Annotated in this window: 10 protein-coding genes; 6 read left to right on the top strand and 4 right to left on the bottom strand. The window is 73.4% G+C overall.

Annotation, left to right across the window (positions count from 1 at the left end; all coding sequences use genetic code 11):
- Nucleotides 1-114 precede the first annotated feature (114 nt).
- The 6 genes from BKA00_RS27995 (at nt 115) to BKA00_RS27975 (ending at nt 7,381) form a co-directional block, all read left to right on the top strand.
- Complete coding sequence (locus BKA00_RS27995; protein ID WP_185029857.1) at nt 115-978, top strand: S1 family peptidase; 864 nt, start codon at nt 115-117, stop codon at nt 976-978.
- A 201-nt stretch (nt 979-1,179) separates the two neighbouring features.
- On the top strand, nt 1,180-2,604 hold the full coding sequence (locus BKA00_RS27990) for a cytochrome ubiquinol oxidase subunit I (protein ID WP_185029855.1): 1,425 nt from the start codon (nt 1,180-1,182) through the stop codon (nt 2,602-2,604).
- Nucleotides 2,605-2,613: 9 nt separating this feature from the next.
- Nucleotides 2,614-3,636 carry a cytochrome d ubiquinol oxidase subunit II gene (gene cydB / locus BKA00_RS27985; RefSeq protein WP_185029852.1) on the top strand — a complete coding sequence of 341 codons (1,023 nt, stop codon included), beginning with the start codon at nt 2,614-2,616 and terminating at the stop codon, nt 3,634-3,636.
- Complete coding sequence (gene cydD, locus BKA00_RS38385) at nt 3,633-5,288, top strand: thiol reductant ABC exporter subunit CydD (RefSeq protein ID WP_221493319.1); 1,656 nt, start codon at nt 3,633-3,635, stop codon at nt 5,286-5,288. Before cydB ends, cydD begins: the two co-directional genes overlap by 4 nt.
- 112 nt (nt 5,289-5,400) lie before the next feature.
- Nucleotides 5,401-7,143 (top strand): thiol reductant ABC exporter subunit CydC, encoded by a 1,743-nt coding sequence (gene cydC / locus BKA00_RS38380; RefSeq protein WP_221493318.1) that lies wholly within the window; start codon nt 5,401-5,403, stop codon nt 7,141-7,143.
- Nucleotides 7,144-7,243: 100 nt separating this feature from the next.
- Nucleotides 7,244-7,381: a hypothetical protein gene (locus BKA00_RS27975; protein WP_185029850.1), complete on the top strand. Its 138-nt coding sequence runs from the start codon at nt 7,244-7,246 to the stop codon at nt 7,379-7,381.
- 28 nt (nt 7,382-7,409) lie between these two features.
- On the opposite strand, the gene BKA00_RS27970 is transcribed toward BKA00_RS27975, so the two are convergent.
- Genes BKA00_RS27970 through BKA00_RS27955 form a run of 4 tightly spaced genes read right to left on the bottom strand, consistent with a single transcriptional unit; the run spans nt 7,410 to nt 11,733 of the window.
- Nucleotides 7,410-8,213: an alpha/beta fold hydrolase gene (locus BKA00_RS27970; RefSeq protein ID WP_185029848.1), complete on the bottom strand. Its 804-nt coding sequence runs from the start codon at nt 8,211-8,213 to the stop codon at nt 7,410-7,412.
- A 23-nt stretch (nt 8,214-8,236) separates the two neighbouring features.
- Nucleotides 8,237-9,472: a hypothetical protein gene (locus tag BKA00_RS27965; protein WP_221493317.1), complete on the bottom strand. Its 1,236-nt coding sequence runs from the start codon at nt 9,470-9,472 to the stop codon at nt 8,237-8,239.
- Between the two features lie 12 nt (nt 9,473-9,484).
- Entirely contained in the window at nt 9,485-10,369 is an 885-nt protein-coding gene (locus BKA00_RS27960) for a nitrilase family protein (RefSeq protein WP_185029846.1), read from the bottom strand.
- Nucleotides 10,370-10,380: 11 nt separating this feature from the next.
- Entirely contained in the window at nt 10,381-11,733 is a 1,353-nt protein-coding gene (locus tag BKA00_RS27955) for an amidase (protein ID WP_221493316.1), read from the bottom strand.
- Nucleotides 11,734-11,758: the final 25 nt, after the last annotated feature.

Raw genomic sequence — 11,758 nt, 5'->3', positions numbered from 1 at the left:
GCAATGCGTGCCAGATTCGCGGCGCTCTCCCCTTTTCGTCCACTTTCGCCATTTCTGGGCGGCGGGGGCGTGGTTAGCATCACGCTGCCACCCTCACCGGAGAGGACCCCCGCCATGCACAGACGCATTCTCGGAGCGCTCGCCGCGGCCGCCGCCGGCGCCGCCGCCCTGACCGCCGGCGCCTCCACCGCCTCCGCCGCCGCCCCCGCCGCCCCCGCGCCCTCCGCCCAGGTCAAGGCCGTCGACTTCACCGGGATCGTCGCCCTGAGCAACTGCTCGGGCTCACTCGTCCGCACACCGACCGCCGCCGACAGCGACCCGGCGCTCGTGCTCACCAACGGCCACTGCTACGAGGGCGGCATGCCCAGCGCCGGACAGGTCATCACGAACCGGGCGTCCAGCCGCACGTTCAGCCTGCTCAACTCCAGCGGCACGGGCACGCTCGGCACCCTGCGCGCCAACAGGGTGCTGTACGCCACCATGACCGACACCGACGTCACCCTGTACCGGCTCAGCCAGAGCTACGCGACCATCCAGCAGACCTACCGGACGCCGGCCCTCCAGCTCTCGCTGAGCCACCCCACCGCGGGCGCCGACGTGCGCGTGGTCTCCGGCTACTGGCGCAGGATGTACTCCTGCAACATCGACGGCTTCGCCTACCGCGTCCGGGAAGGGGACTGGACCTGGAAGGACTCGATCCGCTACACCCCCGAGTGCAACGTCATCGGCGGCACGTCGGGCTCCCCGCTCATCGACGCCTCGACGGGCAAGGTGGTCGGCGCGAACAACACCATCAACGAGGACGGCGGCCGCTGCACGCTGAACAACCCGTGCGAGGTCGACCAGTCGGGCAACATCACGGTGCACCCGAACATCGGGTACGCGCAGCAGACCTACACCCTGGCCGCCTGCATCGCCCCCGGCAGCGTCATCGACTTCAACCGCGCGGGCTGCCTCGTCCCGCGCGCCGGCAGCTGATCCGCCGCCGCGATCACGCGGCCCCCTAGACCTGACGCAGACCTGTCCCGGACGGGGCGGCGCACCCCTCGCGCCGCCCCGTCCGGCCGTCTCCGGGCGAGTGACCCAACTAACCACCGGTTGTAGTACTACAGCTCGTAGTATTTCTGACAGGATGAAGTACTACAGCTTGTAGTAGATGAGCCGGAGAGGCCTGCGCCCATGGACACCGTCGACATCGCCCGGTGGCAGTTCGGGATCACCACCGTCTACCACTTCCTCTTCGTCCCGCTCACGATCGGGCTCTCCGCGCTGGTCGCGGTGCTCCAGACCGCCTGGCTGCGGACGGGGAAGACGGCGTACCTGCGCGCCACCAAGTTCTGGGGCAAGCTCTTCCTGATCAACTTCGCGATGGGGATCGTCACCGGCATCGTGCAGGAGTTCCAGTTCGGCATGAACTGGAGTGACTACTCCCGGTTCGTCGGTGACGTCTTCGGGGCGCCGCTCGCCATCGAGGGCCTGCTCGCCTTCTTCGTCGAGTCGACCTTCCTCGGCCTGTGGATCTTCGGCTGGGACCGGCTGCCGAAACGGCTGCACCTCGGCTGCATCTGGCTCGTGCACATCGGGACGCTGCTGTCGGCGTACTTCATCCTCGCCGCGAACTCCTGGATGCAGCACCCCGTCGGCTACCGGATCGACCACGAGTCCGGACGGGCCGTCCTCACCGACTTCTGGGCCGTCCTGACCAACTCCACCCAGCTCGTCGCGTTCCCGCACACCATGACGGCGGCGTTCGCCACCGGCGGCATGTTCATGGCCGGCGTCAGCGCCTGGCACCTGGCCCGCCGCAAGAACGTCGAGGTGTTCCGGCCGTCGCTGAAGCTCGCGCTGGTCGTCACCGCGATCGCCTCCATCGGCGTCGCGATCACCGGCGACCTCCAGGGCAAGGTCATGACCGAGCAGCAGCCGATGAAGATGGCCGCCGCGGAGGCGCTCTACGAGACCGAGCGGCCCGCCTCCTTCTCGATCTTCACCGTCGGCACGCTGAACGGCGAGAAGGAGGTCTTCGGCGTCAAGGTACCGCGCCTGCTGTCGTTCCTCGCCACCGGCACCCTCGACGGCGAGGTCAAGGGGATCAACGACGTCCAGGCCGCCGAGCGGGAGCGCTACGGGGCCGGCGACTACCGGCCGATGATCCCCGTCATCTACTGGAACTTCCGCGTCATGTCCGGCGCCGGGATCGCCATGACGATGGTCTCGCTGGCCGGGCTGTGGCTGCTGCGCCGCGGCAGGCTCCCCTCCAACCCCTGGGTCTACCGGATCGGCGTCCTGTCGCTGACCCTGCCCTTCATCGGCAACTCCGCCGGATGGATCTTCACCGAGATGGGGCGGCAGCCCTGGTCGGTGTTCGGCGTGCTGAAGACGTCCTCCAGCGTCTCGCCCGGGGTCTCGGCATCGTCGATGCTGATCTCGGTCGCGTCGCTGACCGCGCTCTACGGCGTCCTCCTCGTCATCGAGACCGGGCTGATGCTCAAGTACGCCAAGGCCGGGCCCCCGTCGGAGGACGAGGTGCTGCCGCCGCCGTCCGACGGCCCCGGGTCCGACTCCGACTCCGACTCCGAGCGCTCGCTCGCGTTCGCCTACTGAGGCCCGCTCATGGAACTCACCACCGCCTGGTTCATCATCATCGCCTTCCTGTGGACGAGCTACTTCTTCCTCGAGGGGTTCGACTTCGGCGTCGGCATGCTGCTGCCCGTCCTCGGCCGCGACGACGTCGAGCGCCGCGTCGTCATCAACACCATCGGCCCCGTCTGGGACGGCAACGAGGTGTGGTTCATCGTCGCCGGCGCCGCCACCTTCGCCGCGTTCCCCGAGTGGTACGCCACCCTGTTCAGCGGCTTCTACCTGCCGCTCCTCGCGATCCTGCTCGCACTGATCATCCGCGGCGTCGCGTTCGAGTACCGCGGCAAGCGCGACGACGCCCGCTGGCGGGCCCGCTGGGACAGGTGCATCTTCTGGGGCAGCCTCGTGCCCGCGTTCGTGTGGGGCGTCGCGTTCGCGAACATGGTCCGCGGCGTGCCGCTGGACGCCGACCACGAGTTCGCCGGCTCGCTCGGCGACCTGCTCAGCCCGTACGCGCTGCTCGGCGGGCTCACCACCGTGACCCTGTTCCTCCTGCACGGCGCGGTGTTCCTCGCGCTCAAGACGTCCGGGGGCGTCCGGGCCCGGGCCCGCCGGATCGCCGGCCTCGCCGCGGTCGCCGCGATCGTCGCCGGGGGCGGCTTCCTGCTGATCACCCAGCTCCAGTACGGCAAGCCCGTCACCTGGCTCACCGCCGCGGGCGCCGCCGCCGGGCTGCTCGCCGCCGCGGCGGCCAACCGGCGCGGCCGCGAGGGCTGGGCGTTCGTCGGAACCGGCGCCGCCATCGTGCTCGCCGTCGCCACCCTGTTCCTGTCGCTGTTCCCGGACGTCCTGCCGTCCACCCTCGGCACCGGCGGCCTGACCACCGCGAACGCCGCCTCGTCCGCCTACACCCTGAAGATCATGACGTGGGTGGCGGCCGTGTTCACCCCGATCGTGATGATCTACCAGGGCTGGACGTACTGGGTCTTCCGCAAGCGGATCGGCACGTCCCACATCCCCGTGAAGAAGCCTCACGTGAAGAAGCCGGTCGCATGAAGCCCCTCGACCCCCGGCTGCTGCGCCACGCCCGCACGACGCGCCCGTTCCTCGCGGCGTCCGTGCTGCTCGGCGCCGCCACCGCCGGACTGATCATCGCGCAGGCGACGCTCCTCGCCGGCATGCTCACCCGCGCCTTCCGGCACGGCGCGTCGCTCGGCGACCTGCGCACCCCGCTCCTGCTGCTCCTCGCCGTCGTCGTCGGCCGGACGCTCGTCGCGTGGCTCCAGGAGGTCGCCGCGCACCGCTCGTCCGCCGCGGTGAAGTCGCAGCTGCGCGGCCGGCTGCTCGCCCGCGCCCTGGCCCTCGGGCCGCGCTGGCTGTCCGGGGAGCGCAGCGGCGAGCTCGCCACCCTCGCCACCCGCGGCATCGACGCGCTGGACGACTATTTCTCCCGCTACCTGCCGCAGCTCGTCCTCGCGGTGATCGTCCCGGTGGCGGTCGGCGCGCGGATCCTGCTGGGCGACTGGCTGTCCGCCGTGACGATCGCCGCGACGCTGCCGCTCATCCCCGTCTTCGCGATCCTGGTCGGGCTCACCACCCAGCGCAGGATGGACCGGCAGTGGCGGACGCTCTCCCTGCTGTCCGCCCACTTCCTCGACGTCGTCGCCGGGCTGCCCACGCTGAAGATCTTCGGCCGGGCCCGCGCGCAGGCGGACCGGATCCGCGAGATCACCGGCCGGCACCGGCGCGCGACCATGTCCACCCTGCGGATCGCGTTCCTGTCCGCCCTCGTCCTCGAAGTGCTGTCCACCCTGTCCGTCGCGCTGGTCGCCGTGTCGATCGGGCTCCGGCTGGTGGAGGGCGGCCTCGGCCTGGAGACCGCGCTGCTCGTCCTGATCCTCGCGCCCGAGGCCTACCTGCCGCTCCGCCAGGTCGGCGCGCAGTACCACGCGAGCGTCGAGGGCCTCACCGCCGCCGCGCGGATCTTCGAGGTCCTCGAGACGCCGCTGCCGCCCGCCGGGACCCGGCGGGACGTCCCGGACCCCGACCGCGCGACGCTCCGCCTGGACGGCGTGACGGTGACGTACCCCGGCCGCGACGTCCCCGCCCTCGCCGACTTCTCGCTGACCGTCCACCCGGGCGAGACGGTCGCCCTCGTCGGCCCGAGCGGCGCGGGCAAGTCGACCGTGCTCGCCGTGCTGCTCGGCTTCGTCCGCCCGGACTCGGGCCGCGTCCTGGTCGACTGGGACGACCTCGCCGACCTGGCCCCGGACGCCTGGCGCGAGCGCATCGCCTGGGTCCCCCAGCGCCCGCACCTGTTCGCCGGCACCGTCGCCGCGAACATCCGCCTCGGCCGTCCGGACGCCTCCGACGCCGAGGTCCGCGAGGCCGCCCGCGCCGCGAACGCCCTCGGGTTCGTCGACGCCCTCCCCTCGGGTTTCGACACCACCCTGGGCGACCGCGGCGCGGGCCTGTCCGCGGGCCAGCGCCAGCGCATCGCCCTGGCCCGCGCCTTCCTCCGCGACGCCCCGCTCCTCCTCCTGGACGAGCCGACCTCCAACCTGGACACCGAGAGCGAGGCCGCCGTCCTCGACGCCGTCCAGCGCCTGGCGGAGTCCCGCACGGTGATCCTCGTGGCCCACCGCCCCGCGCTGGCCGCGATGGCCGACCGCACCGTCCCCGTCCCCCCGGCGCTGGTGCCGGCATGACCCGCCGCCAGGGCCCCGAGCGGATCGCCGGGACGGATGATTCACGTGAAACCTCCGCGTCCCCGTGGGGCGCGGCGGCGAGGGCTTCGGCCGATGACGCGGGGGTGAGGGCATGATCTTCCGGCTTCTCCGGTTCGCACGCCCGGCGCGGGGACGGCTCGCGCTGGCGGTGCTGTTCGGGGTGCTGGCCCTCGGCAGCGGAGTCGGGCTGATGGCGACGTCGGCCTGGCTGATCTCCCGGGCGGCGCAGCATCCGCCGGTGCTCATGCTGATGGTCGCGATCGTGGCGGTCCGCGCGTTCGGGCTGGGGCGGGGCGTGTTCCGGTACGTCGAGCGCCTCGTCGGTCACGACGCGACGTTCCGGATCCTCGCCGACCTGCGCGCACGGGTGTACGAGCGCCTGGAGAGGCTCGCACCCGCCGGGCTCCCCGCCTTCCGCGGCGGAGACCTCCTGAACCGGCTGGTCGCGGACGTCGACGCCGTCCAGGACCTCTTCCTGCGGGTCCTGCTGCCCTGCACCGTCGCGGCCGTCGTCGGCGGCGCCTCCGTCGGGCTCGCCTGGCTGCTGCTTCCCTCGGCGGGCGTCGTGCTCCTGCTGGCCCTGCTGCTCGCCGGGGTCGTCGCCCCCTGGCTGTCGGGCGCCGTCTCCCGCCGCGCCGAACGCCGCACGACCGACCTGCGCGGCGAGCTCACCTCGCACGTCGTCGACACCCTCCAGGGCGCGCCGGAACTCATCGCCTACGGCGCCGTCCCCGAGCAGCTCGCCGAGGCCGCGCGAATCGATCGCGAATTCACGCGCGCCACGGCCCGTTCCGCCACCACCGCCGGGCTCGGCGCCGCCATCTCCGCCCTTGCCGGTGGTCTGGCCGTCTGGGGCAGTCTCGCCGTCGGCGTGCCGGCCGTCCGCTCAGGAGCCCTCGACGGCGTCCTGCTCGCGGTCGTCGTCCTCCTCCCGCTGGCCGCGTTCGAGGTCGTCGCCGGGCTGCCCCTGGCCGCGCAGTACCTGGAGCGGGTCCGCCGTTCGGCCGCGCGCGTGTTCGCCGTCCTGGACAGCCCGCCCCCGGTCCAGGAACCGGACGCCCCGGCACCCCTGCCCGCGGCGCCCTACACGCTCTCGGTCGAGAACCTCCGTGCCCGCTGGACGCCCACCGCGCCCCACGCTCTCGACGGCGTCTCCCTGGACCTGGCCCCCGGCCGCCGCTGCGCGATCGTCGGCCCGAGCGGATCGGGCAAGACCACCCTGACGGCCGTGCTGCTCCGCTTCCTGGAGCCCGCCGGCGGACGGACGTCCCTCAACGGCGTCGACCTGCGCGCCCTCTCCGGCGACGACGTCCGCCGCGTCATCGGCCTCTGCGCCCAGGACGCCCACCTGTTCGACTCGACGATCGGCGAGAACATCCGCCTGGCCCGTCCGTCCGCCACCGACGCGGAGATCCGCGACGCGCTGCGCCGCGCCCGGCTCCTCGACTGGGTCGAGTCCCTCCCGGACGGCCTCGCCACCCGCGTCGGCGAGCACGGCGCCCGGGTCTCCGGCGGCCAGCGCCAGCGCATCGCCCTGGCCCGCGCCCTCCTCGCCGACTTCCCGATCCTGCTCCTCGACGAGCCCGCCGAGCACCTCGACCTCGCGACCGCCGACGAGCTGACCGCCGACCTCCTCACCGCCACCGAGGGCCGGACGACCCTCCTGGTCACCCACCGCCTCGCCGGCCTGGACGCCGTCGACGAGATCATCGTTCTGGACGGGGGCCGCGTCGCCGACCGGGGCACCCACACCGACCTCGTGAACCGCCCCGGCCCCTACCTCGCCCTCTGGCGACGCGAGCAGGCCGCCTCCCCGGCTCCCCAGCTCACCTAGACCAACCGCGTACCTTTTTCTGAGGTCTTCGGGGAACACTTCCCGATCCGTCCGCATCACACGGGGTAAGGATCCGTTCGATGGAACGGGGGTTCCACAGATGAAGATCTTGCGTATCACCCTCAGGATCGCGATGGTGCTCCTCGCCCTGGCCACCACGATCGGCGCCCTGAACGCCGCCCGGGCCGACGCACATGCCGGCCCCTTCTGGCCGCGTCCCGCCGGTTCGCGGCCGTGACCTGAAGCGAGGCGAACGCTCAGGCGCCTCAGGACGCCTTCACCACGTCGACGATGTGCTCCGCGAGCAGCCGGGGAGCGGAGGCGTGGGCGAGGTGGCCCTCTCCCGCGATGCGGACCACCCGTGCCCGCGGCATCGCCCGCTCGAACCGCGCGAACGCGGTCCCGTAGGGCGCCTTCCCCTCGTTCTCCGCGCCGAGGAGCAGGGTGACCGGCACATCGAGGTCCGCGAAAGCGTCGAAGGCGGGCCGGTGGGCGTCGATGGCGCCGAGCTCGTCCGCGAGGGGCCGCGCCAGCGGGCGGAGGACGTCCCACACCGGGCTCCGCCGCAGCTCGGCGACGTACTCGTCCGAGAAACCGGACACGGCGGTGTTCACGAGTTCCACCGCCCGGTCCAGGTCGTTCCGGTCGATCGCCTCGCGCAGCGGGCCCAGCGCCTCCGGGGCGAACGGGCGGGACACCGGCTCGTACAGGGTGAGCGAGCGCAGGTCGGTGCGGCCGGCCGCGGCCTCCAGCGCGATCAGGCCGCCGTAGCTCCAGCCGAACAGGTGCGTCCCGCCGGTGAGGCCGAGATCGCCGAGACTCCCGAGGACGTGGCTCAGGTCGTCCACCTCGGTGCGGACCGAGTAGCCCGGTCCGAGCGGCCCGCTCGCGGCCCGGCCGCGACGGTCGAGAACGAGCACCGGGTTGGGCAGGTCGATGTGCTCGACGACGGGCCGCCAGGTCGCGGCGTCCGCCATGACGCCGGGGAGCAGCACCACCGGGGGCCCGTCGCCGTCGCGGATCTCGGCGCCGAGGACGGTGTCGTCACGGGTGAACTGGACGGTACGCAAGGCAGGTCCTTCCTTGTCGCAGGTCAGAGGGTAGAAGCGAATCCCGGCAGCAGGCCGAGCAGCGGTACGGCGACGAGCGTGCACACGGCCATGGAGGCCACGTTGCCGATGAACGGATGGAAGTCGGCGGGCAGGCGCCTGGAGATCAGCGCGGCCAGCGGCGGCCCCGCGACGGCGCCGCACACCGCCCCGGCGACGACGGCCTGGACCGTCCCCCCGTAGGTGAGGACGACCGCCGGCGCGAGCGACACGACCGGCACGAACGTCGGATACCAGCCGAGGGCGGCCCAGCGCCGATGGTAGAGCAGGACGCCCAGCGTGCCCGCCAGCACTTGGGCGGTCAGCAGCGCGGGCAGCAGGGTGCTGCCGTACACGGGGGTCAGCGGGTTGAGCAGGTACACCACGACGGTCGCGCCGATCAGCCCCGCGGAGGCCAGCTCGTTGCCGTAGAACTGGGCCTCGGTGAAGTCGGCCAGCACGCGCCGGACGACCCAGCCCGCCCCGAACCCGCCCCGTCCAGGCACGGTCGCGGACGGTTCCCCGGTCCGCGCGGCCGGGAGAGGGCCGGGCATCCACGGCAGGTGGCGGCAGATCAGGAACGCCAGGAGCGCGCCGGCCCACATGCCGGTGACGCAGCCGATGACGTTCGGCAGGTGCAGGGGCAGGCAGAAGAAGTTCGTCACGACCAGCGCGGCCGGGGTGGCCAGCGCGGCCCCGAGCACCGCCCCGGTGACCGCGACGGACCAGCCCGCGCCGTAGACGAGCACGACCGCCGGGGGCACGGACACGAACGGCACGAAGGTGGGCTGCCACCGGCCCGTCGCCGGGATCGTCCACCCCCAGGCGAGGTCGGACAGCAGCAGCCCGAGCACCGCCGAGTACAGCAGCCACGGCCACAGGCCGGAGCCGCACGCGAGCGGGAACCCGGCCCAGCGGCGGCCGCGGCGGGCGGCCGTGTGCGCGAGCCATCCGCCCGCGATCATGGCGATCCCGCCGGGCGCCGACTTGAAGAACTGCGGCTCGGTGGCGTCGCCGATCCACCACCGCAGGAACTGCGGGACGCCGGCGTACGCCTCGTCCTGCCAGCGCGCGTACCCCGGCAGGACGTGGGGAAGCCCGTCCGTCGCGCGCGCGAGGAGCACGGCGAGGACGGCGGTCGCCGTGACCAGGGCGGCGCCGGCCAGCCAGCGCGCCGCCGCCGGCGGCAGCGCCGGCACGGGAGCGCCGGCGGCCCGCAGGGTCCGCGTGGTGTCGCTCATGGCGGCGCCCGCTCAGCGGGGGAACGCGTCGCCGCCGCGATAGCCGAGCAGCGGATCGTACAGATCGGTGCGCCGGTCCCGGACCAGGTCGTTGAGGTCGTTCCAGATCGGCGCCGACCGTGACGCCGCGAGGTCGAGATCGGCGTAGACGGTCGTCTCGCCCTCGGCGGGGGCGACGGAGCCGATCGGCCACCCGCCCGTGCCCGTGATGAGGGAGCAGCCGAGGAACCGGCCGCCGCGCTCCTCCCCGACCCGGTTCGCCGCGACGATCGGGACGTTGTTGACGTGCGACGCGGTCATCGTCAGGTAGGCGGCCATGCACCGGCCCGCCTCGTCGAAGAGCGGCGGCGGCGTCCACACCCAGTTGTTCACGCTGCAGATCACGTCCGCGCCCTGGACGGCGAGGAGCCGCGCCACCTCGGGGAACCAGATGTCCCAGCAGATCAGCAGCCCGATGCGGCCGATCCTCGTGTGGAAGACGGGGAAGCCCAGGTCGCCGGGCTCGAAGTACAGCTTCTCCCGGTTCCACAGGTGGGTCTTCCGGTAGGTGCCGATGACCCCGTCCGGCCCGACGAGCACGGCCGTGTCGAAAAGCCGCACGCCGTCGCGCTCGGCCACGCCGCCGACGATGTGCAGGCCGCGCTCCCGGGCGAGCGCGGCCCAGGCCCGCGTGGTCGGCCCGTCCGGCACGGGCTCCGCGTGCGCGTACGCCTCCTCGCGGCACGCGAACCCGTAGCCGGTGCCGGCCAGTTCCGGGAGCACGACCAGCGTCGCCCCCCGGTCCGCCGCCTCGTTGATCAGTTCGATGCTTCGCCGGACGTTCCCGTCCTTGTTCTCCAGGCCGACCTGGGGGTCGAACTGGACGGCGGCCGCGGTGACCGGGCTGATGGCGGGCATGGGCTGCTCCTTCATGACTGCGAGGGGGTGGTGGACGTCGTCTTCGCCAGGCGGCCCGCGGCGGCGAGGAGCAGGCGCTCGGCGCCCGGCCGCGCGACCAGTTGCAGCCCGGCGGGCAGCCCGTCGACGAGCCCGGCGGGCAGGCTGGCGGCGGGAAGTCCGAGCACGCTCCAGGGGCTGGTGTACGCCAGGAGCGCCGCGCGGACGTCGACGGGCGTCCCGTTCAGCGCCAGCGTCCGGGCCCCCAGTGGCGGAGCGACGACCGGAACGGTCGGCATGGCGAGGATCTCAAAGCGGCCGAAGAGGGCCGTCACCGCCCTGCGGACCCGTTCCCGCAGTTCGCGGGCCGTAGCGGTGTCCTCGGCGGTGATCCGCCCGGCGGCGCGGAGCCGCGCCAGCACCTCCGCGTCGTAGAGTTCCGGCGCGGCGGCCATCCGTCCCGCGTGGAGCCGCTGGACCTCACCGCTCTGGATCGCGGTGTAGGCCCACCGCAACCGGGCGAGGTCCGGGACGGCGACGTCCCGCACGGGCAGCGGTTCCAGCATCGCGCGGGCGGCGGCCGCCACGCGCGGGTCGACCGGGTGGACGGCGTCCGGCGCCACCCAGCCGACCCGGGCAGCGGAAACGTCCGGGGCCGGGGCGTCCCGTCCGACCAGAGCGTCCCACAGCAGCAGGCAGTCACCGGCGGTCCGCGCCATCGGGCCCACCGTGTCCAGAGAGGCCGAGACCGGGAAGACCCCGTCGGACGGCACGGCACCGAGGGTGGGCTTGAGCCCGACGATCCCGCAGCACGCGGCGGGGATCCGCACCGACCCGCCGGTGTCGGTGCCCACCGCGAGCGGCACGATCCCGGCGGCCACGGCCGCGGCGGACCCGCTGCTGGACCCCCCGGCGAGACGCCCGTCCCCGTACGGGTTGCGGGTCGCCCCGTTCAGCGAGCGGTCGCCGGTCGGCCCGAAGGCGAACTCGTGGGTCGTGGTCTTCCCGACGATGACCGCGCCGGCGGCGCGCAGCCGGCGCACGCACTCGGCGTCGTGCTCGGGCACCCGGTCCGCGTGGTGGCGGGATCCCATCGTGGTGCGCAGCCCCGCGGTGTCGACCACGTCCTTGACCGCGATGGGGATACCGTGGAGGGGACCGCGGTCGACGCCCGCGGCCAGCTCCCGTCCGGCGCGCTCCGCCGCCGCGCGCGCTCCCGGCCCGTCCACGGTGACGAACGCGTTGAGCGCCTGGAGTCTCGCCGCCTCGGCCAGTGACCGCTCCGCCAGCTCGCCGGGGAAGGTCCGCCCGTCGCGAAGCGCGTCGGCCAGCTCCGCGACCGTGTGCCGGGCGAACCAGCCCGCCTCCGGCGGCAGGCCGATCACGCCGACCGCCCCGCATCGACCCGTC

It is taken from the genome of Actinomadura coerulea (genome assembly GCF_014208105.1).
GTDB classification, from domain to species: Bacteria; Actinomycetota; Actinomycetes; order Streptosporangiales; family Streptosporangiaceae; genus Spirillospora; species Spirillospora coerulea.
The sequence above is the reverse complement of the archived record's forward strand: the minus strand, read 5'-3'. Positions and strand labels throughout refer to the sequence as shown.

What these genes read in the sequence shown, in the direction of transcription:
- cydB (WP_185029852.1), top strand. Translation starts at nt 2,614, where the DNA reads ATGGAACTCACCACCGCCTGGTTCATCATCATCGCCTTCCTGTGGACG.
- BKA00_RS27995 (WP_185029857.1), top strand. Translation starts at nt 115, where the DNA reads ATGCACAGACGCATTCTCGGAGCGCTCGCCGCGGCCGCCGCCGGCGCC.
- BKA00_RS27975 (WP_185029850.1), top strand. Translation starts at nt 7,244, where the DNA reads ATGAAGATCTTGCGTATCACCCTCAGGATCGCGATGGTGCTCCTCGCC.
- cydD (WP_221493319.1), top strand. Translation starts at nt 3,633, where the DNA reads ATGAAGCCCCTCGACCCCCGGCTGCTGCGCCACGCCCGCACGACGCGC.
- cydC (WP_221493318.1), top strand. Translation starts at nt 5,401, where the DNA reads ATGATCTTCCGGCTTCTCCGGTTCGCACGCCCGGCGCGGGGACGGCTC.
- BKA00_RS27960 (WP_185029846.1), bottom strand. Translation starts at nt 10,369, where the DNA reads ATGCCCGCCATCAGCCCGGTCACCGCGGCCGCCGTCCAGTTCGACCCC.
- BKA00_RS27965 (WP_221493317.1), bottom strand. Translation starts at nt 9,472, where the DNA reads ATGAGCGACACCACGCGGACCCTGCGGGCCGCCGGCGCTCCCGTGCCG.
- BKA00_RS27990 (WP_185029855.1), top strand. Translation starts at nt 1,180, where the DNA reads ATGGACACCGTCGACATCGCCCGGTGGCAGTTCGGGATCACCACCGTC.